Consider the following 26509-nt stretch of genomic DNA (forward strand, 5'->3'; position numbering starts at 1 on the left):
CAGGCAGCCGCATCAGAACCTGTAGCGGGCCGTGACCAGCACATTGCGCGGATCGCCATACACGCCCGTGCCATAGGAGCCCAGGCCCGGCATATAGGTCTTGTCGAACAGGTTGTTGACGTTCAGCGTCACCGACCACTGGCGGTCCACGTCGTAGCGCGCCATCAGGCCCACCAGCGCATAGGAGCGCTGGTCGGCGCGTGCATAGGGGGCGGAGGACTGCTGGTAGTAGGTCAGGCTCTGCCAGGCCAGCGACCCGCCCACGGTCCATTGCGAGCCCAGCCGGTAGCTGGTGCTGAGCTTGAACAGGTGGCGCGGCTGGTTGGTGTTGACGGCGCTGAGGATCACATCGGGCTGGGCCGGTGCGCGCGAAGTACGGTAGGTGTAGCCGCCGTAGATGTTCCAGGCCGGCGTGATGCTGCCCGACACCTCCATCTCCACGCCCTTGCTGGTCACGCCGTCGATGGCCGCATAGACCTCTTCCCCGGTTTCCGGATTGGCGCTGACGTACTGCGCGGCATTGCGCTGCTGGATGTGGAACAGCGCCAGCGAGGCGTTGAGCCGGCCGTCCAGGAACTCGCCCTTCACGCCCACTTCGCGGCTGCGGCCCGTAAGCGGCGGCAGCGGGCTGCCGGCTGCGTCCTTGTAGTAGGTCTGCGGATTGAAGATATCGGTCTGGCTGGCGTACAGCGACAGCTGGCGGTTCAGGTCATAGACCACGCCTGCATAGGGCACGGTCTTGTGCGCCACGCGCAGCGCGTTGTTCACGCCGTAGCTGCCGTCCAGGCCCGTGGTGTCGTCCAGCATGTCGTACCAGCTCACGCGCGCGCCCAGGATCACCGACAGGTCGTCCGTGGGCCGCAGGCGCGCGGCGCCGAAGACGCCCTTCTCCACGATGCGCGTCATGCGGTGGTCGCGCAGCTGGAAATCGGGCCGGGGCACCTGGCCGTCCCACTCGAAGTAGTTGCCCACGGGGCCGTAGGCGTTGGTGTAGCCGGGCGCATGCCGGCGCTGGCGCGACCAGCTGGCGCCGAACGACAGCTCGTGCTCGCGCCCGAACAGCTGCAACGGCCCGGACAGCGCCGCATTCACGGCCTGCGTGGTGGCATCGGTGGGAATCTTGTTGGACAGCATGTTGATGCCCAGGCCGCTGACCGGGTCCACCATGCCGTGGGCGGCCACGCCGACCTCCACGTCGCGCGACTGGCGCAGCCGGCTGGCCGACAGGTCCGCCTTCCAGCCATTGCCGAAGCTGTGCTTGAGTTCGGCAAACAGGTTGGTGCTGTCGTTGTCCCAGTACGACCAGCGCGCCGCAGGGTTCAGCGAGGTGGGGAAATGCGTGCGGCTGCCATCCTTGAAGAACAGCGGGATGTGGCCGAAGCTGGCCCCGTTGGCGCGCGTCTGCATGTGGTCAATGCCCAGGCTGGCCACCGTGCCCGGACCCAGGTCGGCCTCGATGATGCCGTACAGGCTGCGCACGTTGCGGCTGTAGTCGTCCACATGGGACCTGGCGTTCTGCGCCACGGCCACCACGCGGGCGCGCACGCGGCCGTCCTCGGTCAGCGGCGCGGAGATGTCGCCCACGCCGCGCAACCGGTCATGGCTGCCGATGGCCGCCTCGGCCGAGGCCTGGAAGGTCTTGGTGGGCCGCTTGCGCACCAGATTGACCACGGCCGACGGATAGCCCGCGCCCGTGAGCAGGCCGGTCGCTCCCTTGACCACTTCCACGCGGTCATAGATGGCGCTGTCGGCCAGCGAGGTGGTGTACTGGTTGGCCGAGTCCATGGTGTTGGGCACGCCGTCGAACTGGAAATTCTCGATGGCATAGCCGCGCGAGTAGAAGGTGGTGCGCTCGCTGTCGTTGCGGCCCACGGTGATGCCGGGTGTCTTCTCCAGCACCTCCGGCAGGCTGGTCAGGCCCTGGTCGTCCATGAGCTGGCGCGTGACCACGCTGACGGACTGCGGCGTCTCGCGCTGCGACAGGCCCAGCCGTGTGGCCGTGCTGGACTGGCGCGTGGCGTAGGAGCCCGTGCCTTCGGAGACCGCGCTGCGCTCGGCAGCGGCCGTCACGTTGACCGTGGCCAGCGTGGCGCCTGCAGCGGCAGCGGGCACCACCTGCTCCACCCGCCGCAGCGCATAGGCGCCGCTGGCCTGGCGCACGGCCTGCCAGGCGGTGCCGGCCAGCAGGGCCTCGAAGGCGCCCTCCACCGTATAGCTGCCGCGCAGGCCCGCGCTGCGCTGTCCGGCCGTCTGCTCGGCCGTGAAGATCAGGGCCACGCCGGCCTGGGCGGCCGTGCTGCGCAAGGCGGCATCCAGCGGGCCGGCAGCGACGTCATAGCTGCGCTGGGCCTGGGCCAGCACGGCGGCGGGCATGAGCGCGATGGCCAGCGCCAGCGCGGGGCGGGGCATGAAAAGGGGTTGCATGGTCCTGGGTTCTCCCTGTGTTCCGATGTCGAAAATCAAAGCTCTCGGAAACAAGGAAGCGCGGCGCGGGAAATCGGGTCACCCCCGGCGCAAAAAAATGCGAAAAAGAAGAAAAAGCCTCAGCCGCGCGGCTGCGCAGGCTCCACCACCACCCACCAGCGCGTGCGCCAGCGCAGTTGCACGGGCAGCGCACCGGGCAGCATGGCCAGCACGGCGTCCGTGCCATCGATGCCACCTTCGTCCAGCGGGAACACGCCCGAGAACCGCAGCCCGGCCACGGCCGGATCGGCGTGCAGCCAGCCGGGGCGGTAGCGGTTGAGCTCGGCCAGGAAGTCGTCCAGGCGCTGGTTGTCCACCCACAATTGGCCCCGGCTCCAGGCGTCGTCCGCAGGGCCGGCCGGCTGCACCGTGCCCCAGCCGGTGCGCGTGAAGTCCATGGCCTCGCCCGCCTGCAGGCGCCGTGCGGATGCGCCTGTGCCGGCCGGGCGCAGCTCCACGGCGCGCTCGAACACCGCCACGCGCGCACCTGCATGGCTGCTGCGCACCATGAAGCGCGTGCCAAGGGCGCGCACGCGGCCGTGGGCGGTCTCCACCACAAAGGGCAGATCGCCCAACGTTCCTGCGGGATGGCCGGTGGTGAACAGCGCCTCGCCGGCCAGCAGGCGCAGACGGCGTTCGCTGCCGTCGAACTGCAAGGCCACGGCGCTGCCGGGGCCCAGCAGCATGTCCGTGCCGTCGGGCAGGGTCCAGCGGCGGCGCTGCGTGCCCGTGGTGTAGTCGGCTGCCATCTGCTGCCACTGCGGCGTGCGGCTGGCCAGCCAGCCCGCGCCCGCCGCCGTGCCCAAGCCCGCAAACAGGCCCAGCAGGCGCCGCCGCGCAGCCCGGGGAGCGGCGGACAGGCCGCGATAGCCCGCGCCACCGGCGTTGAGCCCCGTCAGCGCGCCCGTGACGGCCTGCAGATGGGCCCAGGCGCGGCCATGGTCGGCGTCTTCATCGAGCCAGCGCTGCCAGCGCGCGCGGTCGGCGGCCGAGGCCTGGCCAGATTGCAGCAGCGCAAACCAGCCGGCAGCCGCCCGCGCCACGCCGGCCGGCAAGGGCCGGCCCAGCGCCTGGGGCGCCTGGATACTGCTGCCGGGTAGCGGCGCTGCGCTGGACAGGCGCCGAGGATCGGAAGGAGGCACCGGCGCCATCAGGACAGCGCCAGCACGAAGCAGCGCTCATAGCCCTGGGCCAGGTAGCGCTTGACGCTGGTCATGGACACGCCCAGGCGCGTGGCGATGTCCGCATAGCTCAGGCCTTCGAGGTGGGCCAGCAGGAAGGCCTCGCGCACCTTGGGCGCCAGCGCGTCCAGCGCCTGGTCCACGGCCTGCAGCGATTCGAGGGCGATCAGCCGCTCTTCGGGCGAAGGGGCAAGTTCAGCGGGCAACAGGGCCAGGGTGTCGAGATAGGCGCGCTCCAGCAGCCGGCGCCGGTGCTGGCGGATCACAAGATGGCGGGCCACGGTGGCCAGAAAGGGGCGCGGCTGCTCGATGCGGCCGGCCATGCCCGAGGTGATCACGTTGACGAAAGTGTCGTGCGCGATATCGGAAGCCTCGAACACATTGCCCAGCTTGCGGCGCAGCCAGCCTTGCAGCCAGCCGTGGTGTTCGACATAGAGGGTGTGTACGGGATCGGCCGGTGCGCGCATGAAAAGACGGACGCGCCCCGGACTGGCGTGCCGCAGCGCTGAAGCTCGTTTGAGAATGGTTCGCATTCTAAACACGAGCTCAAAACCGTCGCTGCCCAAATCAGGGGCACCGAGGAAGGGCCGTCCCGCACCGAGGGTGCCGTCCCCCTCCCGCGAAGCGAGAGAGGGGGAAGCGGCGCAGCCGCTCAGGGGGTGCTAAAAATTCTCGTGTGCACCCAGGTAGCGCCACTGGCCCACAGGCAGGTTGCCCAGCGTCACGCGGCCGATGCGGATGCGCTTGAGGCCCACCACGCGCAGGCCCACCAGTTCGCACATGCGGCGGATCTGGCGCTTCTTGCCTTCGGTCAGCACAAAGCGCAGCTGCTCGGGGTTCTGCCAGTCCACCTTGGCGGGCTTGAGTGCCTCGCCATCGAGCGACAGGCCATGGCACAGGCGTGCCAGCTGCTCGGCCGGGAACACGGATTGCACGTCGATGTCGCGGTCGCCGTAGGTCACGCGCACCAGGTACTCCTTGTCCATCTCCGAGTCTTCGCCAATGATCTGGCGCGCCACACGGCCGTCCTGGGTCATGACCAGCAGGCCCACGGAGTCGATGTCCAGCCGGCCGCAGGGAGCCAGGCCCTTGAGCTGCGCGAAGTTGAAGCGCGTGCGGCTGGTGTCCTGGTTCCAGTGGTTCTGGGGCGTAACCAGGACCACGGCGGGCTCGTGGCCGTCCTCGGCCTGGCCGCTGACATAGCCCATGGGCTTGTGGATCAGGATGGTGACCTGCTGGTCCTGGCGCTCGCGCGCTTCGCGCTCGACGGTGATGCGGTCGGCCGCCACCACGTTCTGGCCCATCACGGCGAGTTCGCCGTTGACGCGGACCCAGCCCTTGTCCACCCACTCGTCGGCTTCGCGGCGCGAGCACAGGCCCATGTCGGCCAGGCGCTTGTTGATGCGCACGCCACCGGGAACCTGCTCCTGCAGCGGCTCGGGAGCACGCTTGACGGGGATTTCGCGGCTGGCGCCACCGTCGGCGGGACGGTAGGTGCGGATGCCGCTGAGCGGACGGTAGGCGGGCTCGGCCTGGGGCGCCTCGTCGCGGCGCGGGCCACGGGCGTCATCACGGCGCGGGCCACGGGCGTCATCACGGCGGGGACCACGGGCGTCGTCGCGGCGCGGTCCGCGCGCATCGTCACGGCGGGGGCCGCGGGCATCGTCACGGGGACGGTCGCGGAAACCACCTTCACGCGGGCCGTCACGGGGACCGTCGCGCTGGCCATCGCGTTGACCATCACGCGGACGCTCATCGCGCTGGCCATAGGGCCGGTCGCGGCGATCGTCCGGGCGGGGCGGGCGCGGGGGGCGGGCATCGCGCGTATCACGGGCATCGCGCATGTCGCGCTGCTCGCGCGGGGCACGGTTTTCGCCGCCGCCCTGTTCGCGCCAGTCGCCACGCGGCTGGGAACGGTCCAGGTCCTCGGCACGGCCGAAACCGCTGCTGCGCGGGCGCTGGTCACGGGCGTCGTCGCGGGGTGCTGCACCGCGGGCATCGCCTCGGGGTGCCCCACCGCGGGCATCGCCGCGAGGGGGGGCATCACGGCGGTCGGAGCGCTCGTAGCGATCATTGCGGCCGCCACGGTCGCCGCCACGTTCATTGCGGTCGTTGCGGTCACTGCGCGGGCCGCCGCGTGCGCCCGCAGATTTGCCCGCGCCACCCGAAGGGCGGCGGGCATCGCCAGCCGGCTCGGCCTGTGGCTTTTCGGGGCGGCGCAGCACAGGGCGCGCGGAGGGCGCTGCCGCCTCGTCGGCGCCGGGCCGGGACGGTTTGGAAGAAGTAGGGGATGACATTAGACCGCCATTGTCGCGCGGCAAGGCCCGCAGCGGCTGCGCCCTGCGGCCAATACGGGCATTGCGCTCGGCTATCGGGCGGCCTGCGGGCAGGCCGCCAGGGCCCCTTGCCAGCCCCGCCACCCGGCCCTGCGACCCGGCGGGCTCGCCATGTTCCGCACCACACATTCATGCCTAATGCAATGCGCCTGGCGGCCGCCCCATCCCCATCGCTGTATCCGGCGCGATATGCACAACCGGATGAATCCTCAATGAAAAATCGACAAGAAGCGAATCACATCGGCAAAACATCTTCAATCCAGCCGATTGGGATCTTCCAATGCACGGCATGCGATATGTAAAAAACTGTATTTTATTTTGGCGATTTCATTCATTGGCGATTGCAAATCAACCCATTGAGCTTGCCATTGCCCATGCATCTCCCCATAGAATGGCGCCCGTCCAGAAACGGGGGGCTGTTTCGAGACAAAAGCCCTTCGCGCAGCGCCTGCTGCGGTATCCAGACCATCCCGCCCGGACTCCCGCCTCATTCAACAAGGAAAACCATGAGCGATACACCCAACCTATCGAATTCCACTCCATTGAAAGAACAATTCAAGGCGCTGCTTATCACCAAGCCGGACTTGACTGGAATCGAGTGGTCCGATATGGAGACCGCCATCGGCCCGAATGCTGAGAAATACCGGCCACTGTGGGAGCGCATGGTCAGCGGGAAAAAGGGCTTTTTCGCATCCATGAGTCCCTGCTGGACCGCCATTCCCTTCATGGGCGTTTCCTGGGCCATTGCGCGCCGCGTCTACGCCTATGCCGTGGTGGCCTTCATCACCCTGTTGATCATCAATCTGCTGATGCCCGGCACGGGCGGCGCCGGGCGCGTGCTCGGCATCGCGGTGGCCATCTCGTTCACGGTCAAGCGCACCTACCTGCAATGGCTGGTCACGCGCATACAGCAGATCAACCAGAGGGGCCTGGTGGGCGCCGCGCGCGAAGAGGCGCTGCGCCAGATCGGCGGCCTGGACCAGAAGAACGGCTGGATCTCCTTCGGCGTGCTGCTGGCCATCGGCATCGTGCTGGCCGCCTTCTGAAGCGCCAGGCCCGCAGATCAGCGGTCCACGGGCAGCCGGTCGCACAAGGCCACCAACTGCGCCAACTGGGGGCCCACATCCCGGATCAGCGTGCGGGCCGGCATGCGCAGGCCCGGCACGGCGCAGTTGAACAGCAGGCGGCGCGACCCGTAGCGGATGCGCGAGGCCGCACCCACGGCGCACACACCCAGGCCGGAGTCGCCCATGTTGACCGCGAAGCCCCGGGCGGCATAGTGCGCCAGGCTTTCGCTGGCGTTGTCCATGCAGCGCGCATATTCCTCGGGCCGCTGGCTGCGTACGCGGTCCAGGAAGCGCTGAAGTTCCCCGGCATCGAGCTGGGCCAGCCCTGCCCGGCCCATGGCCGTTTCCAGCACGCCGCGCACGGCGCCCACGCCGGGTCGCTTGAGCGTGCCGCCCTCCCAGGCGCAGGTATCCAGGTAGACCACATCCAGGTCCATGACCACGCCCACCGACACCGCCCCCTTCACACGGTCGGCCAGCGCCTGCATGGGCAGGCGCAGCGGGCCGAGCAAGGGCGTGTTGATCACATAGGGGTAGCCCAGGGCGACAGCGGCCGGGCCGACGAAGTAGCGGTCCAGCCGCTCGTCATGGTCCAGGTAGCCCATGGTCTGCAGGCTGCGGCACAGCCTGGACACGGTGGGGCGCGGCAGGCCCAGGCGGCGGGCCAGCTCGCTGTTGGCATGCGGGCGCGGGTCGCTGACGAAGCACTGGAGAATCATCAGCCCCTTGGCCAGCGTGCCAGCGAAATACGGGTCCTGCTCGCGGATGCGGCAGACATCCTGCGAGTCCCTGGGTTGGTGGGCAATGGGGGTGTGGGGCACGTGGCGATTGTGCGGACCACGGCCGCAAAGCCGCAACTGCATTTCAATATTTGAAACTGCATTGCAGCCCTGGAGCCCGCGCTTCCTACAGTGCGGCCCATGAGCCAAGTCCCCACCCCCCATCCCGCCGACGCCCGCCTGCAGGCGTTGATTGCAGACATCCGCCATTTCGTGCGCCACCGCTGGCATCCGCTCGAAGAGCAGATCGAGCGCGATGACGAGATTCCGCCCGCCGTGGTCCAGGAGCTGCGCGACAAGGGCTATTTCGGCTGGAGCATTCCCCAGGCCTACGGCGGCCTGGGCCTGAGCACCGAGGAGCTGGTGCGCTGCGCCTTCGAGCTGTCCCAGGCTTCGGTGGCGCTGCGGGCCCGCGTGGGCACCAACACCGGCATTGGCTCGGAAGCCCTGGTGGCCGACGGCACCGAGGCGCAAAAGCAGCGCTGGCTGCCGCGCATGGCGCGCGGCGAGCTCACGGGTTGCCTGGCGCTGACCGAGCCGGACGCGGGCTCGGAGGCGAGCAACATCCAGACCACGGCGCGCCGCGAGGGCGACCACTACGTGCTCAACGGCAGCAAGCGCTTCATCACCAATGCGCCGCTGGCCGATGTCTTCACCGTCATCGCCCGCACCGGCGAAGGCAGCACGGGCAGCGAGGGGCTGACGGCCTTCTTCGTGGAGCGCTCGCCGGGCCTGGTGACGGGCCAGCCCTATCGCAAGATGGGTCAGGCGGGCTCGCCCGTGTCGGACGTGCATTTCCAGGACTGCCGCGTGCCGGCGGACCAGATCATCGGCGGGCGCGAGGGCCAGGGCTTCAAGACCGTGATGAAGGTGCTCAACAAGCAGCGCCTGCACCTGGCCGCGCTGTGCACGGGGCCGGCGATCCGCATGCTGGACCTGGCGCTGGCCCATGTGCGCCAGCGCGAGCAGTTCGGCCAGCCGGTGGCGAACTTCCAGCTGGTGCAGGCCATGCTGGCCGACAGCCGCACCGAGATCTTCGCGGCGCAATCCATGATCCTGGAGGCCGCCCGCGCCCGTGACCGGGGCGAGGACGTGGCGCTGTCCGCCTCCATGTGCAAGTACTTCGCCTCCGAGATGTGCGGCCGCGTGGCCGACCGCGCGGTGCAGATGTTCGGCGGCGCGGGCTATGTGGCCGACTTCAGCCCCATCGAGCGCTACTTCCGCGACGTGCGCCTGTTCCGCCTCTACGAAGGCACCAGCCAGATCCACCAGCTCAACATCGCCAAGCTCATGCTGCGCGAGAGCGCCTGACACCGGAGGCCCCCATGACACACCCCCTCACCTCGAAGCACCTGGCCACCCTGGGCCTGCTGGCTGCGCTGTGTGCCTGCGCGCAGGCGGCCCAAACGGCCCAAGCGGCACAGACGGCCCAGGCGGCTTTTCCCGATCGGCCCGTGCGCGTGATCGTTCCCTTTCCCGCAGGCGGCAGCACCGACCTCGTGGCCCGAGCGCTGTCAGTGGAACTTGGTCAGGCCCTGGGCCAGCCGGTGGTGGTGGAGAACAAGCCGGGCGCAGGCAGCCTGGTCGGCTCGGAACTCGTTGCGCGCGCCGCGCCCGATGGCTACACCCTGCTCATGGCAGGCCTGAGCAATGTCTTCCTGCCCCATGTGCACGCCAACCTCAAGTGGAACCCGCTGACCGACTACGAGTACATCGGCCTGGTGGCGGACCTGCCCAACGTCATCGCCGTCAACGCCAAGACCCCCTACCGCACGCTGGCCGAATTGGTGGCGGCCGACAAGGCCAGGCCCGGCACGCTGTCCTTCGGCTCGGCCGGCACGGCCACACCCTCGCACCTGGTCTGCGAGATGGTCAACCACCGGCTCGGCACGAAGATGCAGCACCTGCCCTACAAGGGCAACGCCCCGGCCGTCAACGACCTCATGGCCGGCCACATCCCGGTGATGTGCAACAACCTGGGCGGCACCCTGCCCTACATGCAGGGCGGGCAGATCCGCATCCTGGCGCAGACCGGCAAGAGCCGCTCGCCCGCAGCGCCCGACATTCCCACCTTTGCCGAGCTGGGCGTGGCCGGGCTGGACACCGGCCTGTGGGTGGGCCTGGCCGCGCCCAAGGGCACGCCGCAGCAGATCGTGGCCACGCTCAACCAGGCGCTGGCCAAGGCCATGGCCTTGCCCGAGACGCGCGACAAGCTGGCGCGCCTGGGTGCCACGCCGCTGCCCACGCAGACGGCAGACTTCCACAAGCGCGTGGCCGAAGACCGCCGCGCCTGGGAGCCCGTGCTGAAGAACGTGGACCTGAAAGGCAACTGATGCAGCGCCAAGGCTATCCGCTGGAGGGTGTGCGCATCCTCGACATGGCCACGGTGCTGGCCGCCCCCTTCTCGGCCACGCTGTGCGGCGACCTGGGCGCCGATGTCGTCAAGCTGGAGCTGCCCGGCGGCGGCGACACGCTGCGCAGCCTGGCCCCCGTGCACGACGGCCACGCCGTGTTCTGGAAAACCGCCAACCGGGGCAAGCAGGGCATCTCGCTGGATGTGCGCAAGGCCGAGGGCCGCACGCTGTTCCTGCGGCTGATCGAGGATTTCGACGTGCTCGTGGAGAACTTCCGCACCGGCACGCTGGACCGCTGGGGGCTGGACCTGGCCACCTTGCATGCCCGCAACCCGCGCCTCATCGTGCTGCGCCTGACGGGCTTCGGCCAGACCGGCCCCTATGCGCGCCGGCCGGGCTTTGCGCGCATCTTCGAGGCCATGAGCGGCTTCGCCCACCTCACGGGCGAGGCGGGCGGCCCGCCCCAGCACATGAACTACCCGCTGGGCGATGCCGTGGCCGGCCTGTTCGGCGCCTTCTCCATCGCGGCCGCACTGGCCGAGCGCAACGCGCAGCCGCCCGGCGAACGGCGCGGCGTGGAGATCGACCTGTCGGCCACCGAAGCCATGCTGCGCCTGCTGGATCCGCTGGCGGCCGAGTACCAGCTGGGCGGACAGGCACGCAGCCGCACGGGGTCGTGCGCGGGCTACACGGCGCCCTCCAACGTCTACCGCACGCGCGACGGCGCCTGGCTCACCGTGGTCGCCACGGGCGACGCCATCTTCGCGCGCCTGTGCCAGGCCATGGACCGCGCCGAGCTGGCCGCCGACCCGCGCTTTGCGGACAACGCCGCGCGCATACGCCACCTGCAGGCGCTGGATGCGCAGATCGTGCAATGGTGCGCAGCCCTGGACTGCGCCCAGGCCACGGCCGCGCTGGCCGCGCACGACATTCCGTTCAGCAAGGTCTGCTCGGCCGAGGACGCGCTGCAGGACCCGCATTTCGTGGAGCGCGGCAGCTTCATCACCCTGCCCGACCCCGACCTGGGCCCCCTCACCGCCCCCGCGCCCGTGCCACGCTTCACCGGCCGCCAGGCCCCTTCGCCACGCAGCGGCCCGGCCACAGGCCAGGACAATGCAAGCATCTATGCGGCGTTGGGGCTGGATGCGCAGCAGCAGGAGAGGCTGCGGGGCGAAGGCGTGATCTGAGGCCGCAAGTGGGTGGCAGTGGGCAGCGTCAAGCCGCCCGCCGCGCCGCCGCAAACAGCCCGCTGCGCAGCGCCTCCAGGTCGAGCACGCGCAGGCCGCCGTACTCCACGACGATGGCGTTTTCGCGCTGCAGCACGGACAGCGCCTCGTTGACGCGCTGGCGCGACAGGCCCACCAGGTAGGCCAGCTCCTGCTGGGTGATGCGCAGCACCTCGCCCACGCCCGGGTACAGCAGCGGGTGAAAGAGCGCGGCCAGGCTGCGGGCCACGCGCAGGTCGGGGTTGGTGAGGCGGTCGATTTCGCGGGCCGAGATGAACTGGCCCAGGCGCTCGTTGAGCTGGCTCATGACGAAGCGGTTGAAGCCGATGGAGTGGTCCAGCAGCCAGTGGAAGGTCTCGATCGGCAGGCCGCCGACCACGCTGCGGCGTATGGCCTGCACGTTGTAGCGGTAGGGCTCGCGCTTGACGGCCGTGCCTTCGCCGAACCAGCCGCCCGGGGGCAGGCCGGCCAGGGTCATGCTGGCGCCATCGGCGCCGTCGGTGTTCATCTTGAGCAGGCCTTCGACCACGCCGAACCAGTAGGTGGGCGCGCGGCCGGTGCGGCAGACATAGTCGCCGGGCTGGGCGTCGCCGACGACCAGCGCCTTCTGGGCCCGTTCGCGCTCGGCGGGCTGGAGTACGGCCAGCCAGGGAATGCCTTCGAGTTCCTCGGGCCGGGGCGCGCGGCGGCGCTGGTGCAGTGACAGTTCTTGGCTCATGGAGTCGCGGCGAGGGTGCGCGGATCAATCATCAAAACCACCCAAGCATTGCCCGAGCCCGGTGGCTGGCGTGAGCGGGATTTCCAGAAGGACCGCGGCGCGCGCACATTCCCGGATGCGCAAGCCCCCAAGCGGGACATGAGACCGTTTTGGCACCTTTTGTTACGGCGCGTTTTCCCGATGATGAGTTTCCCGCGGATTGTCGTCAAACAGACACCACGGCGTCAAAGCCAGTCCTAGGATGCAGTCCAAGCCGGTAGGTCACAGCCTGGGCATCTGCACCATGCGACCACCATTCACGAACATCCAAGGACATGGAATGACGACCACGTTCCCGCACCTGCTGCTCCAGCATGCCGCCCAGCGCCCCCAGGCGCCGGCGCTGCGCGAGAAGGAATACGGCATCTGGCAGACCTGGAGCTGGAGCGAAGCCGCCGAGACCGTGCGCCACATGGCCTGCGGCCTGGCGGCGCTGGGCCTGGCACGCGGCCAGAATCTGGCCTTCATCAGCGACAACCGGCCCCATGTCTACATGGGCTTCATTGCCGTGCAGGCGCTGGGCGGCGTACCGATCCCGCTGTACCAGGATGCCGTGGCCGCCGAGATGCGCTTCGTCATCGAGGATGCCGAGATCGACTTCGCCTTTGCCGAGAACCAGGAGCAGGTCGACAAGCTGCTGGAGGTGCGCGAGAGCGTCTCCGGCCTCGGCCACATCATTTATGACGACCCGCGCGGCCTGCGCCACTACGACCAGCCCGGGCTGATCAGCACCGAGGCGCTGCTGCAAAAGGGCCAGGAGTGGGATGCCGCACACCCGGGCGCCTGGGATGCGATGCTGGCCGCGCTGTCGCCCGACGATGTCTCGGTCATCCTCTACACCTCGGGCACGACAGGCAAGCCCAAGGGCGTGTGCCAGACGCACCGCAGCTTTGGCGAGTCGGCACGCGGCGGCGTGCAGGTGGACCGCCTGGGACCCGGCGACAACGTGATCTCCTACCTGCCCCCGGCCTGGGTGGGCGACCACCTGTTTTCCTTCGCGCAGTGGCTGGTGGCGGGCTTCACCATCAACTGCCCGGAGTCGGCCTCGACCGTGTCCATCGACCTGCGCGAGATCGGCCCCAGCTACTACTTCGCGCCACCGCGCATCTTCGAAGGCATGCTGACCTCGGTGTCCATCCGCATGGAGGATGCCGCGCCCTTCAAGCAATGGATGTACGGCCGCGCCATGGCCGTGGCGCGCCGCGTGGGCTCGGACATCCTGGACGGCAAGAAGGTGGGCACGCTGGACCGCCTGAAGTACGCGCTGGGCGACCTGTGCATCTACGGGCCGCTGCGCAATGCCATGGGCCTGTCGCGCATCCGCGTGGCCTACACGGCGGGTGCGGCCATCGGGCCCGAGCTGTTCCGCTTCTTCCGCTCCATCGGCATCAACCTCAAGCAGCTCTACGGCCAGACCGAGACCTGCGCCTATGTGTGCATACAGCGCGACGGGCAGGTGGAGCTGAGCAGCGTGGGCCAGGCCGCACCGGGCATCGAGCTGAAGATCGCCGACAACGGCGAGGTGCTGCTCAAGGGCGTGTCCGTGCTCAAGGAGTACTACAAGCGCCCCGACGCCACGGCCGAGGTGGTGGATGCCGATGGCTGGTTCCACACGGGCGATGCCGGCGTGATCGACGCCAGCGGCCAGCTGCGCATCATCGACCGCGCCAAGGACGTGGGCAAGACCAGCCGGGGCGCCATGTTCGCGCCCAACTACATCGAGAACAAGCTCAAGTTCTTCCCCCAGATCAAGGAGGCGGTGTGCTTCGGCCACGGCCGCGACCAGGTCTGCGCCTTCATCAACATCGACTACGAGGCCGTGGGCAACTGGGCCGAGCGCCAGGGCCTGCCCTATGGCGGCTATGTGGACCTGGCATCGAAGGCCAAGGTGCTGGAGATGGTGGCCGACTGCGTGGCCCAGGTGAACGCCGACCTGGCCGCCGAAGCCGGCATGGCCGACACGCAGGTGGCGCGCTTCCTGGTGCTGCACAAGGAGCTGGACCCCGACGACGACGAGCTGACCCGCACGCGCAAGGTGCGCCGCGGCTTCATTGCCGACAAGTACGGCGTGCTGGTCGATGCGCTGTACACGGGCAAGCGTGAGCAGTTCATCGAGACCCAGGTCAAGTTCGAGGACGGCCGCACCGGCAGCGTCAGCGCCACGCTGTCCATCATCGATGCCAAAACCCATTCGGTGGCTGCCACCGCCAGGGCCTGACCGGAGCCGCTGACATGACCCACAAGAAGATCGGCGATGTCATCCTCGACATCAAGAACATCAGCCTGCGCTTCGGCGGGGTGAAGGCGCTGACGGACATCTCGTTCGATGTGCGCGAGCACGAGATCCGCTCCATCATCGGCCCCAACGGCGCGGGCAAGAGCTCCATGCTCAACTGCATCAACGGCGTGTACACGCCGTCCGAGGGATCGATCACCTTCCGGGGCAAGACCTTCAGCCACATGAACAGCCGCCAGGTGGCCGAGATGGGCGTGGCGCGCACCTTCCAGAACCTGGCGCTGTTCAAGGGCATGAGCGTGATCGACAACATCATGACCGGCCGCAACCTGCAGATCAAAAGCGGCATCCTGATGCAGGCCCTGCGCCTGGGCCCGGCCCAGCGCGAGGAGATCCGCCACCGCGAGTTCGTCGAGCACATCATCGACTTCCTGGAGATCCAGGCCTACCGCAAGACCCCCGTGGGCCAGCTGCCCTACGGCCTGCAAAAGCGCGTGGACCTGGGCCGCGCCCTGGCCATGCAGCCGCAGGTGCTGCTGCTGGACGAGCCCATGGCCGGCATGAACGTGGAGGAAAAGCAGGACATGTGCCGCTTCATCCTCGATGTCAACGACGAGTTCGGCTCCACCATCGTGCTGATCGAGCACGACATGGGCGTGGTCATGGACATCAGCGACCGCGTCGTGGTGCTGGACTACGGCAAGAAGATCGGCGACGGCGCACCCGACGAGGTGCGCCAGAACGAAGACGTGATCCGCGCTTACCTTGGCACCAGCCATTGAGGGGACTGACATGGGATTTTTTCTGGAAACCTTGTTCGGCGGCCTCATGGTGGGCACGCTGTACGCGCTGATCGCCATCGGCTTCGTGCTGATCTTCAAGGCCTCGGGCGTGTTCAACTTCGCCCAGGGCGCGATGGTGCTGTTCTCGGCCCTGGCCATGGCGCGCTTTTCCGAGTGGATCCCGAAGTGGATCGGCATGGAGCCGGGCTGGTTCACCAACCTGCTGGCCATCTGCGTGTCGCTGGCCATCATGGTGGTCGTGGCCTGGGTGATCGAGCGGCTGGCGCTGCGCCACCTGGTCAACCAGGAGCCCATCACGCTCTTGATGGCCACGCTGGGCATCGCCTACCTGCTGGACGGCCTGGGCCCGATGATCTTCGGCAGCGCCGTCTACAGCATCAACGTGGGCATGCCCAAGGACCCCATGTTCATCCTCGAGGGCCTGTTCCAGGGCGGCGTGCTGCTCAGCCAGGAAGACCTGTACGCGGCCTGCATCGCCGCGCTGCTGGTGGCCGCGCTCAGCGTGTTCTTCCAGAAGACCAAGACCGGCCGCGCACTGCGCGCCGTGGCCGACGACCACCAGGCGGCGCAGTCCATCGGCATCCCGCTGTCGCGCATCTGGGTCATCGTCTGGTCGGTGGCCGGCGGCGTGGCCCTGGTGGTGGGCATCATCTGGGGCTCCAAGCTGGGCGTGCAGTACTCGCTGTCGCTGGTGGCCCTGAAGGCCCTGCCCGTGGTGATCCTGGGCGGCCTGACCTCGCTGCCCGGCGCCATCATCGGCGGCCTGATCATCGGCGTGGGCGAGAAGCTCTCCGAGGTCTACCTGGGCCCCATGGTCGGCGGCGGCATCGAGACCTGGTTCGCCTACGGTCTGGCCCTGTGCTTCCTGCTCGTGCGGCCCCAGGGGCTGTTCGGCGACAAAATCATTGATCGCGTTTGACCGTTACGGAGAACTTGCACCATGTTTTATCGTGAGAACGGTCAATTCAAGACGACCTACGCATCCGACCAGCAGATCTTCGGCGTCGCCCAGGACCGCTGGGCCATCGTGGCGCTGCTGGCCGTCGCCTTCCTGGTGATTCCCTTCAGCGTCAGCGACTACACCTTCCAGGCCGTGCTGATCCCCTTCCTGATCATGTCGCTGGCGGCGCTGGGGCTGAACATCCTGGTCGGCTACTGCGGCCAGATCTCTCTGGGCACCGGCGCCTTCATGGCCGTGGGCGCCTACGCGGCCTACAACCTGCAGGTGCGCTTCGAGGGCATGCCGCTGCTGGTGGCCCTGATCGGCGGCGGCGTGCTGGCCATGGTCTTCGGCGTGATCTTCGGCCTGCCCAGCCTGCGCATCCGGGGCCTGTACCTGGCCGTGGCCACGCTGGCCGCCCAGTTCTTCGTGGACTGGCTGGCCAGCCGCGCGGCCTGGGTGACGAACAACTCTTCCTCGGGCTCGGTGAGCGCAGGCCCGCTGTCCATCATGGGCTGGAAGATCGACACGCCCATGGAGAAGTACCTGCTGTGCCTGGGCATCCTGTGCGTGCTGGGCCTGGCCGCCAAGAACCTGGTGCGCGGCGCCATCGGCCGCGAGTGGATGGCCATGCGCGACATGGACGTGGCCGCCAGCGTGATCGGCATCCGCCCGACCTACGCCAAGCTCAGCGCCTTTGCCGTGAGCAGCTTCATCGTCGGCGTGGCCGGCGCGCTGTGGGGCTTCGTTCACCTGGGCGCCTGGGAGCCCGCGGCCTTCAGCCTGGACCGCTCGCTGCAGCTGCTGTTCATGATCATCATCGGCGGCCTGGGTTCGGTGGTGGGCAGCATCTTCGGCGCGGCCTTCTTCGTGCTGCTGCCGCTGCTGCTCACCCAGGTGCCGCACTGGATGGGCCTGCCGCTGTCCACGGCCACGGCGACCTACCTGGAGCACATGATCTTCGGTGCGCTGATCGTGTTCTTCCTGATCGTGGAGCCGCATGGACTCGCCAAGTTGTGGGCCACGGCCCGCCAGAAGCTGCGCGTCTGGCCCTTCCCGCATTGAGTTGATCTGTATCGAGACAGGGCGCCACAGAGTGCCGGATAACCGGGGAATCTTCCCCAGCCAACTAGGAGACAACGTCATGATGTTCAAGAAAGTCGCCATCGCCGCTGCCACGGTCGCTGCTGGAATCGGCGCTCTCGTGGCCGCCCCTGCCGCACAGGCCCAGGACCAGTTCGTGCCGCTGCTGGTCTACCGCACGGGCCAGTTCGCGCCGCTGGGCATTCCATGGGCCGATGGCAAGCAGGACTACATCAAGCTGGTCAACGCCAAGGGCGGCATCAATGGCGTGAAGATCGCCTACGAGGAATGCGAGACGGCCTACGACACGGCCAAGGGCGTGGAATGCTATGAGCGCCTGAAGGGCAAGGGCGGCGGCGCTGCCGGGTTCGACCCGCAGTCCACCGGCATCACGTTCGCCGTGACGGACAAGGCGCCCGGCGACAAGATGCCCATCATCACCACGGGCTATGGCCTGTCGCAGTCGGCCGACGGCAAGGTCTTCGAGTGGAACTTCCCGCTGCTGGGCAACTACTGGACAGCGGCCGATTCCATCATCCAGGACATCCTCAAGAAGGAAAAGGGCAGCCTCAAGGGCAAGAAGATCGCCCTGGTCTACCACGACTCGCCCTACGGCAAGGAACCCATTCCGCTGCTGCAAAAGCGCGCCGCCAAGGAAGGCTTCGACCTGACGCTGCTGCCCGTGACGGCGCCCGGCGTGGAGCAGAAGTCCACCTGGCTGCAGATCCGCCAGCAGCGCCCCGACTACGTGCTGCTGTGGTCGGCCGGCGTGATGACGCCCACGGCCGTGCGCGAGGCGCAGGCCACCGGCTACCCGCGCGAGAAGATGTACGCCATCTGGTGGGCCGGCTCGGACCATGACGTGAAGGACATCGGCGCCGGCGCCAAGGGCTACAACACCGTGACCATCCACAACACGGCCGAGCACGACAAGGTGCACGACGAGGTCAAGGCCATGGTCTACGACAAGGGCCAGGGCACGGCCACCGACGCCAAGGAACTGGGCGCCATGGCCCACACGCGCGGCATGGTGATCTCCATGCTGCAGGTGGAGGCCATCCGCACGGCACAGGAAAAGTACGGCAAGGGCAAGGTCATGACCTCCGAGCAGGTGCGCTGGGGCCTGGAGAACCTGAACCTCACGCAGGAGCGCCTCAACGAGCTGGGCTTCGGCAAGATCATCCGCCCCGTCAAGACCAGCTGCGACAACCACCTGGGCACCGACTGGTCGCGCATCGCCCAGTGGGATGGCGCCAAGTGGAAGGTGGTCTCCGACTGGTACCAGGCCGACAAGTCCATGGTCGAACCGCTGGTCAAGGAGTACGCGGACAAGTACGCCAAGGAAAAGAACGTAAAAGCTAGAACTTGCACCCCCTGAGGCGCTTGCGCGCCTTCCCCCTCTCTACCCGCTTCGCGGGGGAGGGGGACGACACCCTCGGTGCGGGGCGGCCCTTCCTCGGTGTCCCTGAGTTGGGGCATGCCCCGCGCAGAGATGCTTCGAGAGTTGCGGCCCCGCACTCCGCTTTCGTATCAACGCCCATGGACGACGCCATGACCACCGCACCCACCTCCGCCCCGGCCCCCAGCGATCCGCTGCTCGTGGTCAATGGCATCGAAGTCATCTACAACCATGTGATCCTGGTGCTCAAGGGCGTTTCGCTCCAGGTGCCGCGCGAGAGCATCGTGGCCATTCTGGGCGGCAACGGCGCGGGCAAGACCACGACGCTGCGCGCCATCTCCAACCTGCTCAAGGGCGAGCGTGGCGAGGTGACCAAGGGCACGATCGAGCTGGAGGGCGAGCGCATCGAAAGCCTCACGCCCTCCGAGCTGGTGCAGCGCGGCGTGGTCCAGGTCATGGAGGGGCGGCACTGCTTCGCCCACCTGACCATCGAGGAAAACCTCATGACCGGCAGCTACACGCGCACTGACAAGGGCGAGATAGCAGCCAACCTCGAGAAGGTCTACAACTACTTTCCGCGCCTGAAGACGCGCCGCACCTCGCAGGCCGCCTACACCTCGGGCGGCGAGCAGCAGATGTGCGCCATCGGCCGCGCGCTGATGGCCAATCCGCGCATGGTGCTCCTGGACGAACCCTCGATGGGCCTGGCCCCGCAGATCGTCGAGGAGGTGTTCAACATCGTCCGCGACCTCAACAGCAAGGAGAAGGTCACCTTCCTGCTGGCCGAACAGAACACCAACATGGCCCTCAAATATTCGGACTACGGCTACATCATGGAAAGCGGCCGCATCGTCATGGACGGCGCGGCCTCGGACCTGGCCAGCAACGAGGACGTCAAGGAGTTCTACCTGGGCGTGGGCGGCGGCGAGCGGAAAAGCTTCAAGGACGTGAAAAGCTACAAGCGCAGAAAACGCTGGCTGGCCTGACCGGCGGACATTTCCCAGCCCCTGCCCCAGACCCTTCTTCCACAGGACTAGCCATGAGTGCCTTCTACGACGCGCTGGAGACGCGCACCCCTGACGAACGCGAAACGGCGCTGCTGTCCGCCCTGCCCCGGCAGATCGCCCATGCGCAGCAACAGTCGGCTGCCTTCGCCCAGATCCTGGCCGGCGTCGATGCCACGCAGATCACCAGCCGCGAGGCCCTGGCCCGCCTGCCGGTGACGCGCAAATACGAGCTGCTGCAGCGCCAGGCCGAGCAGCGGCCCGCGCAGATCTTCGGCGGCTTCAACGCCATCGGCCTGGGCCAGCCCATGCCGCGCCTGTTCTGCAGCCCCGGCCCCATCTACGAGCCCGAAAGCCGCCGCCCCGACTACTGGCGCATGGCGCGCGCGCTGCATGCCTCGGGCTTTCGGCCCGGCGAACTGGTGCACAACTGCTTCAGCTACCACTTCGTGCCCGCGGGCTCGATGATGGAAAGCGGCGCCCATGCGCTGGGCTGCACGGTGTTCGCAGGCGGCACGGGCCAGACCGAGCAGCAGGTGCAGGCCATGGCCGACCTGCGGCCCGCCGGCTACGTGGGCACGCCCAGCTTCCTCAAGATCATTGTGGAAAAGTCCCTGGAGATGGGCCTGCCCATCCCCTCCGTGACCAAGGCCATGGTCTCGGGAGAGGCCTTCCCGCCCTCGCTGCGCGACTGGCTGGCCGAGCGCGGCATCGCGGGCTACCAGTGCTATGCCACGGCCGACCTGGGCCTGATCGCCTACGAGACCGAGGCCCGCGAAGGCCTGGTGCTGGACGAGCAGGTCATCGTCGAGATCGTGCGCCCCGGCACGGGCGACCCGGTGGCCCCCGGCGAGGTGGGCGAACTGGTGATCACCACCTTCAACCTCGACTACCCGCTGATCCGGTTCGGCACGGGCGACCTCTCTGCCGTGCTGCCCGGCCAGTGCCCCACGGGCCGCACCAACGCACGCATCAAGGGCTGGATGGGACGCGCCGACCAGACCACCAAGGTGCGCGGCATGTTCGTGCACCCGGGCCAGATTGCCGACGTCGTGCGCCGCTTCCCACAGGTGGGGCGCGCGCGGCTGGTGGTCACGGGCGAGATGGCCAACGACCAGATGCAGCTGCTGGTCGAAACCCGCGAAACCTCACCGGGCCTGGCCCAGCAACTGTCCGATGCCGTGCGCGAAGTCACCAAGCTGCGCGGCGATGTGCAGATGGTGCTGCCGGGCACCCTACCCAATGACGGGAAGGTCATTGAAGACGCGAGGTCGTACAAGTAGCCACCGAGGTGCGGGAACGGCGGCCTCGCCGCCGAGCGGCATTCGCAGACCCTGAAAACATGACGCCTGTCAAGACTCCCAGGGTTTGCACTAGATCAATGGCAAGGGAATCTGCTGCGGCGCAATAGAAACAATTCTTAAAATCCGTCTCCTCGTGCATTCGGTTTCTCTTGCGTGTTTGCCCTCGAAGGCAAATGCGCATCGCCCCCTATCATTTGCACGCTATTTACTTGGAGACACTATGAAAGCATTGTTCAAGATCGCAGCCATTGCGCTGGCAGCCGGTGCAGCCCTTGGCGCCCACGCGCAGGACTATCCTGCCGCAGGCAAGACGATCACCCTCATCGTGCCGTTCACCGCAGGCGGCCCGACCGACAAGGTGGCCCGCGATCTGGCCGAGTCCATGCGCAAGCAGTTGAACAATGCCACCATCGTGGTGGACAACGCCGACGGCGCCGGCAGCACCATCGGCACGGCCAAGGCCGCACGTGCCCGTCCTGACGGCTACACGCTGCTGATCAACCACATCGGCATGTCCACGATCCCGTCGCTGTACCGCAAGCTGTCGTTCAACGTGCTCAACGACTTCGAGTACGCCGGCATCATCAACGACGTGCCCATGACCCTGATCGGCCGCCCCAGCCTGCCGGCCAAGAACTTCGCCGAGGTCAAGGACTGGATCGGCAAGAACCAGGGCAAGGTCAACCTGGCCAATGCCGGCATCGGTTCCGCCTCCCACCTGTGCGGCCTGATGCTGCAGGCGTCCATGAAGACGGAAATGACGCCCGTGCCCTACAAGGGCGCCGCCCCCGCGATTGCCGACCTGATCGGCAACCAGGTGGACCTGCTGTGCGACCAGACCACCAACACCACGGGCCAGATCACGGCCAAAAAGGTGCAGGCCTATGCCGTGACCACGCCCAAGCGCCTGACCATGCCCGCGCTCAAGGACCTGCCGACGCTGGCCGAAGTGGGCGTGCCCGACTTCCAGGTCACCATCTGGCACGGCCTGTACGCGCCCAAGGGCACGCCGGCCGACATCGTCAAGAAGGTCAACGAGGCCATGAAGGCCGCCCTGAAGGACCCCGAGTTCATCAAGCGCCAGGAAGCCCTGGGCGCCGTGATCGCCAGCGACGGCCGCATCGAGCCCGAAGGCCACAAGAAGTTCGTCCAGGCCGAGATCGAGAAGTGGGGCAAGGTCATCAAGGCAGCCGGCACCTACGCCGACTGATCCCGAGGACCACCACCGCGACGGATCGCCCGGTTGCAACCACGATCAAGCCCGGCTTCGGCCGGGCTTTTTCGTTGCTGGGAGCCGCGCGACAGCAGAGATGCAGGCTCAGGGCGCCGGCCCGCGCAGCGCCATCACGGCCTGCCAGCTGCCGCCGCGCTGGCTTGCGTTGTAGAGGTTGCTCTGCGTGTTGCCCGGACCTTCGTAGTAGCTGCCGCGCATCAGGCATTGCGATCCCGAGGCCGTGCAGTGCACAAGCTCGACGCCGAACATCAGCGCCGGCCGGCCGCTGTCCCGGTCCAGCACCTGCTCGCCGCCCTTGCCCACGTCGCAGGCCGAAGCCGGCCGCACATGGCTCTGGCCACTGAACAGACCCAGCGTGCCCGCATCGGGGTCCAGCAGCGCCCAGCCCCGGCCATTGCCTATGCAGTAGGCCGCCGCCTTGGGGCCGAGGTTGGAGGCGTTGTCCAGAAACAGCAGCGAATACACGGCAGCCGCCGCTCCCGGGGGTGCCTGCGGGCCGGTGGGCGCCTTGGGCCTGTCGGCGCATGCGGCCAGTGCCAGCGTGGCGGCCAGCGCGCCCAGCCAGGGCAGGAATCGGGAGGAATGACGGAGGCGGTGCATGGAAGTCCTTTCTTTCTCGCAATCTGCGTGCGTGTTTAACACGGCGCGCGGCCCCTGCTGCGGCTCAGGCCGGGCCTTCGAGTTCGGCATGCCGCCGCTCGAACAATTCAATGAGGTGGTCGGCCACGGCACGCACGCGCCGCGAATGGGCAAGGTCGGCATGCATGGCAAGCCAGATGGGCTGGTCGGCGCCCAGCTGCGGCTCCACGCAGACCAGTCCCGCCTGCCGCGCCAGGAAATGCGGCAGCACGGCCAGGCCCAGGCCGGCCTGGGCCGCGGCCAGCTGCGCGGACAGGGTATTGGTCTCCAGCCGGCAGGGACGCCCGTGCAGGGCGCGCGCCATCCAGCGTGCGGCGGGCAGGTGGGCGTGGCTGTCGTCCCAGCCGATGAAGGCATCGCCCTCGAACGGGTCCGAGCCGTGGGTGCCCGCGCTTCCGTTTCCGCCTGCGCGGCCTTGCACATAGCCGGCCGATCCATACAGGCCGAAGCCCAGCGTGCCCAGGCGCCGTATCGTGAGGTGGCCGGCCTCGGGCTGGGTCATGCGCACGGCCAGGTCGGCGTCGCGCCGGTGCAGGTTCAGCGTCTGCACTCCGCTGACCAGCTGCACGCGCAGACCCGGGTGGCGGGCGAACAGAGGGACCAGCGAGGGCGCGATCAGCGGGTTGGCCAGGTTCTCCGCCGTGGCCAGCCGCACCACGCCCGCCACCTGTGCCTGGCTTTGCGCGGCATCGCCCAGGGCCTGGGCCGCCTGCTCCAGCGCCTCGGCCGGGGCCAGCAGTGCCTGGCCGTCGGCGGTGAGCCGATAGCCGCTCTGGTGGCGGCTGAACAGCGGCATGGACAGCGCGGACTCCAGCCGGTCCAGCCGGCGCGAGACCGTGGCCACGCCCAGCCCCAGCGCGGCCGAGGCACCGCTCAGGCTGCCGGCGCGGGCAATGGCCAGGAAGATGCGGGCGTCGTCCCACTGCAATGGAATGCTCCTTTGTTTTCGGGAATTTTTTCGGGAATGCTTTCCGAAAATGGAAGATCAAAGCGCGATTTTGTCAGTAGGCAAGGCCGCTTCGGAAAACCATACTGGCCCCTTGTTTCAGCAAGAGGATATGCAATGCAACAACGCAAACTTGGCCACGATCTGCAGGTATCCGCCCTGGGCCTGGGCTGCATGGGCATGAGCGAGTTCTATGGTCCGCGCGACGACGCCCTGGCGCTGCAGGCGCTGGACCATGCCGTGGAGGCCGGCATCGACTTCCTGGACACGGCCGATGTCTACGGGCCGCACCACAACGAGGAGCTGATCGGCCGCTTCCTGGCCTCGCGCCGGCCGCGCGTGAAGATCGCCACCAAGTTCGGCATCGTGCGCAAGGCCGGAGAGTACCAGCGCAGCATCGACAACAGCGCGCAGTACGCGCGGCGAAGCTGCGAGGACTCGCTGCGGCGCCTGGGCGTGGAGCGCATCGACCTGTACTACGTGCACCGCGTCGATGCCACGCGCCCCATCGAAGAGACCATGCAAGGCCTGGCGCAGCTGGTGCAGGAGGGCAAGATCGCCCGCATCGGCCTGTGCGAAGTCAGCGCGGCCACGCTGCGCCGTGCCCATGCCGTGCACCCGGTGGCGGCGGTGCAGACCGAGTATTCGCTGTGGACGCGCGAGGTGGAGGACGAAGTGCTGCCCGCCTGCCGCGAGCTGGGCGTGGGGCTGGTGGCCTATTCGCCGCTGGGGCGCGGCTTTCTCACGGGGCGCTTTCATGGCGGCACGGCCTTCGAGCAGGGCGATTTCCGCGCCAGCCTGCCGCGCTTTCAGCCCGGCAACATCGACACCAACCAGGCCCTGGTGGGCGCCGTATCGGCCCTGGCGCAGCGCAAGGGCAGCACGCCCGCGCAGATCGCCCTGGCCTGGCTGCTGGCCCAGGGGCCTGACGTGGTGCCCATTCCGGGCACCCGGCGCATCGCCCATCTGCAGGACAACCTGGGCGCGCTGTCCGTGGCACTGACCCCCGCCGAGCTGGACGAGCTGCGGCGCGCCAGCGACGAGCTGCCCGTGGCCGGGCAGCGCTATACGGAGGAAGGCATGAAGGGCATCAACGCCTGACGGGGCCGGTGGGGCCGCCGGCTTACCAAGTGACGTCGCTGTTCTCGGCGGCGCTGCGTCGCAGCATGTCGATCATGGGCGCGGCGCGCTGGCGCAGGCTGACGGCGTCGCGCGCGCCCGCTGCGGCGCTGTCCTGCTCGCCGTCCTGGGACTCGTCTTCATGGCTGGCCTTGCGGCGGGCGTCGTCGTCGGCGACGGCGGCCTCCAGCGCCTCGATGGCCGCGGGAATCTGCTGCACCGTGATGATGCCGCTGGCGCCGGGCGTCTTGCCGACGATCTCCAGGACCTGGCGGCCGTTGGATTCGAGCATGATGACGTCGGCCGTGGCACGGGACTTGAACTTGTAGAGCATGGCTATCCTTTTTCTGTGTGGCGTGTCATGCACTCAGCGGTACATGTACTCGCGGTTGAAAGCATAGTCCGATTGAGCCCCCACCATGGGTCCCGACTGGAGCCGTCCATCGGGATGCGTGCACAGCATCTGGTGCAGGGCGATCCAGCCGCGCTCGAATCCCATGGCGCAACCCGCCAGATAGAGCCGGTAGGCGCGCAGCACCTTGGCGGCACCTTCGGCATCGGCATGCTGCTCAAGGATACGCTGCGCCTGCGGCAGCCGGGCTTCCAGTGCGTCGGACCAGTTCCACAGCGTGCGTGCGTAGTGGGGCCGCAGGTTCTCCGTGTCCACCATTTCCAGCCCGCTGTGGCCCATGTCGTGCAGCACGCGGCTCACATGCATCAGCTCGCCGCCGGGGAAGATGTAGCGGTCGATGAACTCGCCCATGCCCGCGCCCAGCTCGGTGTTGTCCACGCCGCCCGCCGTGATGCCGTGGATCAGCGCCATGCCGCCCGGGCGCAGCAGGCGGTGCACGGTCTGGAAGTACTCGGGCAGTTGGGCCTGGCCCACATGCTCGAACATGCCCACCGAGCCTATCTTGTCGAAGGGCTGGGCGGGCGCCAGCGCGCGGTAGTCCAGCAGTTGCATGTCCACCTTGCCCTGCAGGCCGCGCTCGGCAATCAGCTGCTGCACGTAGCGGTGCTGGTTGTGCGAGAGCGTGATGCCCGTGGCCGTGACGCCGTAGTGCTCGGCCGCCCACAGCAGCAGCGCGCCCCAGCCCGCGCCGATGTCCAGGAAGCGCTCGCCGGGCCGCAGGTCCAGCTTGCGGCAGATGTGCTCCAGCTTGGCCTCCTGGGCCTGGGCCAGCGTCATCTGCGGATCGCGGAAGTAGGCGCAGGAATAGACGCGGCGCGGGTCCAGCCACAGGCCGTAGAAGTCGTCGGAGATGTCGTAGTGGAACTGGATCTGCTGGGCGTCGCGCGCCAGCGTGTGCGCGGCCATGGAGCGCATGCGGGCCATGGCATGCCCCCACCAGTGCGATGTGCCGCGCACCGGATCGGACTGCAACAGGCTGGCGGCCACCGCCATCACGTCGCGCATGCGGCCATCGATGCGCACCAGCCCTTCCACGATGGCACTGCCCAGTGTCCCTATCTGCCCGGCCGCCAGGCTGGCCATGGCCGACATGGTCTGGAAATGCAGCACCACCTGCGCATCCGCAGGACCAGCGCGCTGGCCGGAGGGCAGGATCACGGCCACGGGGACAGGGAGAGACGCCAGCCGCGCCTCGATGGAGCTCAGCACTTGTGTCATGGCGTTCAT

The 26509-nt window shown here is 68.1% G+C and carries 23 protein-coding genes; 13 read left to right on the forward strand and 10 right to left on the reverse strand.

Annotated elements, in window-relative coordinates:
* Positions 1–12 precede the first annotated feature (12 nt).
* The 4 genes from DELCS14_RS26415 to DELCS14_RS31355 form a co-directional block, all read right to left on the reverse strand.
* A complete protein-coding gene (locus DELCS14_RS26415; protein ID WP_013804340.1) occupies positions 13–2424 on the reverse strand; it encodes a TonB-dependent receptor in 2412 nt (803 codons plus the stop codon).
* Positions 2425–2543: 119 nt separating this feature from the next.
* Positions 2544–3614: a FecR domain-containing protein gene (locus DELCS14_RS26420; RefSeq protein WP_013804341.1), complete on the reverse strand. Its 1071-nt coding sequence runs from the start codon at positions 3612–3614 to the stop codon at positions 2544–2546.
* A complete protein-coding gene (locus tag DELCS14_RS26425) occupies positions 3614–4111 on the reverse strand; it encodes a sigma-70 family RNA polymerase sigma factor (protein WP_013804342.1) in 498 nt (165 codons plus the stop codon). The genes DELCS14_RS26420 and DELCS14_RS26425 overlap by 1 nt, the downstream gene beginning before the upstream one ends.
* A 195-nt stretch (positions 4112–4306) precedes the next feature.
* Entirely contained in the window at positions 4307–5941 is a 1635-nt protein-coding gene (locus DELCS14_RS31355) for a pseudouridine synthase (RefSeq protein ID WP_228676824.1), read from the reverse strand.
* A 545-nt stretch (positions 5942–6486) separates the two neighbouring features.
* Between DELCS14_RS31355 and DELCS14_RS26435 the strand changes: the two genes are divergently transcribed.
* A complete protein-coding gene (locus tag DELCS14_RS26435) occupies positions 6487–7026 on the forward strand; it encodes a hypothetical protein (protein ID WP_013804344.1) in 540 nt (179 codons plus the stop codon).
* A gap of 17 nt (positions 7027–7043) precedes the next feature.
* Here the strand turns inward: DELCS14_RS26435 and DELCS14_RS26440 are convergent, their stop codons facing one another.
* Positions 7044–7910: a helix-turn-helix domain-containing protein gene (locus tag DELCS14_RS26440; protein ID WP_013804345.1), complete on the reverse strand. Its 867-nt coding sequence runs from the start codon at positions 7908–7910 to the stop codon at positions 7044–7046.
* A gap of 57 nt (positions 7911–7967) precedes the next feature.
* Between DELCS14_RS26440 and DELCS14_RS26445 the strand changes: the two genes are divergently transcribed.
* The 3 genes from DELCS14_RS26445 to DELCS14_RS26455 are packed head-to-tail and all read left to right on the forward strand — an operon-like array spanning position 7968 to position 11367.
* Entirely contained in the window at positions 7968–9137 is a 1170-nt protein-coding gene (locus tag DELCS14_RS26445; RefSeq protein WP_013804346.1) for an acyl-CoA dehydrogenase family protein, read from the forward strand.
* 14 nt (positions 9138–9151) lie between these two features.
* Positions 9152–10159: a tripartite tricarboxylate transporter substrate binding protein gene (locus DELCS14_RS26450; RefSeq protein WP_013804347.1), complete on the forward strand. Its 1008-nt coding sequence runs from the start codon at positions 9152–9154 to the stop codon at positions 10157–10159.
* A complete protein-coding gene (locus tag DELCS14_RS26455) occupies positions 10159–11367 on the forward strand; it encodes a CoA transferase (protein ID WP_013804348.1) in 1209 nt (402 codons plus the stop codon). The genes DELCS14_RS26450 and DELCS14_RS26455 overlap by 1 nt, the downstream gene beginning before the upstream one ends.
* 28 nt (positions 11368–11395) lie before the next feature.
* On the opposite strand, the gene DELCS14_RS26460 is transcribed toward DELCS14_RS26455, so the two are convergent.
* Entirely contained in the window at positions 11396–12124 is a 729-nt protein-coding gene (locus DELCS14_RS26460) for a Crp/Fnr family transcriptional regulator (protein ID WP_012203091.1), read from the reverse strand.
* A gap of 319 nt (positions 12125–12443) precedes the next feature.
* On the opposite strand from DELCS14_RS26460, the gene DELCS14_RS26465 reads away from it, so the two are divergent.
* The 8 genes from DELCS14_RS26465 to DELCS14_RS26500 all read left to right on the forward strand — a co-directional run bounded on the left by DELCS14_RS26465 (position 12444) and on the right by DELCS14_RS26500 (position 22142).
* A complete protein-coding gene (locus tag DELCS14_RS26465) occupies positions 12444–14381 on the forward strand; it encodes an AMP-binding protein (RefSeq protein WP_013804349.1) in 1938 nt (645 codons plus the stop codon).
* Between the two features lie 14 nt (positions 14382–14395).
* The gene (locus DELCS14_RS26470) at positions 14396–15181 is read left to right on the forward strand and encodes an ABC transporter ATP-binding protein (RefSeq protein WP_013804350.1); all 786 of its coding nucleotides are present in this window, start codon (positions 14396–14398) and stop codon (positions 15179–15181) included.
* Between the two features lie 10 nt (positions 15182–15191).
* Entirely contained in the window at positions 15192–16121 is a 930-nt protein-coding gene (locus DELCS14_RS26475) for a branched-chain amino acid ABC transporter permease (protein ID WP_012203088.1), read from the forward strand.
* 21 nt (positions 16122–16142) lie between these two features.
* On the forward strand, positions 16143–17207 hold the full coding sequence (locus tag DELCS14_RS26480; protein WP_012203087.1) for a branched-chain amino acid ABC transporter permease: 1065 nt from the start codon (positions 16143–16145) through the stop codon (positions 17205–17207).
* 79 nt (positions 17208–17286) lie between these two features.
* Positions 17287–18603, forward strand: a complete 1317-nt coding sequence (locus DELCS14_RS26485) for an ABC transporter substrate-binding protein (protein WP_013804351.1) — start codon at positions 17287–17289, stop codon at positions 18601–18603.
* A gap of 173 nt (positions 18604–18776) precedes the next feature.
* Entirely contained in the window at positions 18777–19610 is an 834-nt protein-coding gene (locus DELCS14_RS26490; protein WP_013804352.1) for an ABC transporter ATP-binding protein, read from the forward strand.
* 53 nt (positions 19611–19663) lie between these two features.
* On the forward strand, positions 19664–20911 hold the full coding sequence (locus tag DELCS14_RS26495; RefSeq protein WP_013804353.1) for an AMP-binding protein: 1248 nt from the start codon (positions 19664–19666) through the stop codon (positions 20909–20911).
* A gap of 241 nt (positions 20912–21152) precedes the next feature.
* Positions 21153–22142, forward strand: coding sequence for a tripartite tricarboxylate transporter substrate-binding protein (locus DELCS14_RS26500; RefSeq protein ID WP_012203083.1), 990 nt, complete (start codon positions 21153–21155; stop codon positions 22140–22142).
* A 108-nt stretch (positions 22143–22250) separates the two neighbouring features.
* Here the strand turns inward: DELCS14_RS26500 and DELCS14_RS26505 are convergent, their stop codons facing one another.
* Both DELCS14_RS26505 and DELCS14_RS26510 read right to left on the reverse strand, forming a co-directional pair.
* Positions 22251–22766 (reverse strand): hypothetical protein, encoded by a 516-nt coding sequence (locus DELCS14_RS26505; protein ID WP_013804354.1) that lies wholly within the window; start codon positions 22764–22766, stop codon positions 22251–22253.
* 64 nt (positions 22767–22830) lie between these two features.
* On the reverse strand, positions 22831–23733 hold the full coding sequence (locus tag DELCS14_RS26510) for a LysR family transcriptional regulator (protein WP_013804355.1): 903 nt from the start codon (positions 23731–23733) through the stop codon (positions 22831–22833).
* A gap of 135 nt (positions 23734–23868) precedes the next feature.
* Here DELCS14_RS26510 and DELCS14_RS26515 point away from each other — a divergent pair, with 135 nt between their 5' ends.
* Positions 23869–24852, forward strand: a complete 984-nt coding sequence (locus tag DELCS14_RS26515) for an aldo/keto reductase (protein WP_013804356.1) — start codon at positions 23869–23871, stop codon at positions 24850–24852.
* A gap of 22 nt (positions 24853–24874) precedes the next feature.
* Here DELCS14_RS26515 and DELCS14_RS26520 read toward each other — a convergent pair whose 3' ends face one another.
* Both DELCS14_RS26520 and DELCS14_RS26525 read right to left on the reverse strand, forming a co-directional pair.
* Complete coding sequence (locus DELCS14_RS26520) at positions 24875–25204, reverse strand: DUF1840 domain-containing protein (RefSeq protein ID WP_013804357.1); 330 nt, start codon at positions 25202–25204, stop codon at positions 24875–24877.
* Between the two features lie 33 nt (positions 25205–25237).
* On the reverse strand, positions 25238–26509 hold the full coding sequence (locus tag DELCS14_RS26525) for a class I SAM-dependent methyltransferase (protein ID WP_172642971.1): 1272 nt from the start codon (positions 26507–26509) through the stop codon (positions 25238–25240).

It is taken from the genome of Delftia sp. Cs1-4, from assembly GCF_000214395.1.
In the GTDB taxonomy this organism is placed as follows: domain Bacteria; phylum Pseudomonadota; class Gammaproteobacteria; order Burkholderiales; family Burkholderiaceae_C; genus Comamonas; species Comamonas acidovorans.

What these genes read in the sequence shown, in the direction of transcription:
- DELCS14_RS26440 (WP_013804345.1), bottom strand. Translation starts at nt 7,910, where the DNA reads ATGCAGTTGCGGCTTTGCGGCCGTGGTCCGCACAATCGCCACGTGCCC.
- DELCS14_RS26460 (WP_012203091.1), bottom strand. Translation starts at nt 12,124, where the DNA reads ATGAGCCAAGAACTGTCACTGCACCAGCGCCGCCGCGCGCCCCGGCCC.
- DELCS14_RS26465 (WP_013804349.1), top strand. Translation starts at nt 12,444, where the DNA reads ATGACGACCACGTTCCCGCACCTGCTGCTCCAGCATGCCGCCCAGCGC.
- DELCS14_RS26445 (WP_013804346.1), top strand. Translation starts at nt 7,968, where the DNA reads ATGAGCCAAGTCCCCACCCCCCATCCCGCCGACGCCCGCCTGCAGGCG.
- DELCS14_RS26450 (WP_013804347.1), top strand. Translation starts at nt 9,152, where the DNA reads ATGACACACCCCCTCACCTCGAAGCACCTGGCCACCCTGGGCCTGCTG.
- DELCS14_RS26485 (WP_013804351.1), top strand. Translation starts at nt 17,287, where the DNA reads ATGATGTTCAAGAAAGTCGCCATCGCCGCTGCCACGGTCGCTGCTGGA.
- DELCS14_RS26515 (WP_013804356.1), top strand. Translation starts at nt 23,869, where the DNA reads ATGCAACAACGCAAACTTGGCCACGATCTGCAGGTATCCGCCCTGGGC.
- DELCS14_RS26520 (WP_013804357.1), bottom strand. Translation starts at nt 25,204, where the DNA reads ATGCTCTACAAGTTCAAGTCCCGTGCCACGGCCGACGTCATCATGCTC.
- DELCS14_RS26475 (WP_012203088.1), top strand. Translation starts at nt 15,192, where the DNA reads ATGGGATTTTTTCTGGAAACCTTGTTCGGCGGCCTCATGGTGGGCACG.
- DELCS14_RS26470 (WP_013804350.1), top strand. Translation starts at nt 14,396, where the DNA reads ATGACCCACAAGAAGATCGGCGATGTCATCCTCGACATCAAGAACATC.
- DELCS14_RS26455 (WP_013804348.1), top strand. Translation starts at nt 10,159, where the DNA reads ATGCAGCGCCAAGGCTATCCGCTGGAGGGTGTGCGCATCCTCGACATG.
- DELCS14_RS26425 (WP_013804342.1), bottom strand. Translation starts at nt 4,111, where the DNA reads ATGCGCGCACCGGCCGATCCCGTACACACCCTCTATGTCGAACACCAC.
- DELCS14_RS26420 (WP_013804341.1), bottom strand. Translation starts at nt 3,614, where the DNA reads ATGGCGCCGGTGCCTCCTTCCGATCCTCGGCGCCTGTCCAGCGCAGCG.
- DELCS14_RS26525 (WP_172642971.1), bottom strand. Translation starts at nt 26,509, where the DNA reads ATGAACGCCATGACACAAGTGCTGAGCTCCATCGAGGCGCGGCTGGCG.
- DELCS14_RS31355 (WP_228676824.1), bottom strand. Translation starts at nt 5,941, where the DNA reads ATGTCATCCCCTACTTCTTCCAAACCGTCCCGGCCCGGCGCCGACGAG.
- DELCS14_RS26495 (WP_013804353.1), top strand. Translation starts at nt 19,664, where the DNA reads ATGAGTGCCTTCTACGACGCGCTGGAGACGCGCACCCCTGACGAACGC.
- DELCS14_RS26500 (WP_012203083.1), top strand. Translation starts at nt 21,153, where the DNA reads ATGAAAGCATTGTTCAAGATCGCAGCCATTGCGCTGGCAGCCGGTGCA.
- DELCS14_RS26505 (WP_013804354.1), bottom strand. Translation starts at nt 22,766, where the DNA reads ATGCACCGCCTCCGTCATTCCTCCCGATTCCTGCCCTGGCTGGGCGCG.
- DELCS14_RS26490 (WP_013804352.1), top strand. Translation starts at nt 18,777, where the DNA reads ATGACCACCGCACCCACCTCCGCCCCGGCCCCCAGCGATCCGCTGCTC.
- DELCS14_RS26435 (WP_013804344.1), top strand. Translation starts at nt 6,487, where the DNA reads ATGAGCGATACACCCAACCTATCGAATTCCACTCCATTGAAAGAACAA.
- DELCS14_RS26415 (WP_013804340.1), bottom strand. Translation starts at nt 2,424, where the DNA reads ATGCAACCCCTTTTCATGCCCCGCCCCGCGCTGGCGCTGGCCATCGCG.
- DELCS14_RS26480 (WP_012203087.1), top strand. Translation starts at nt 16,143, where the DNA reads ATGTTTTATCGTGAGAACGGTCAATTCAAGACGACCTACGCATCCGAC.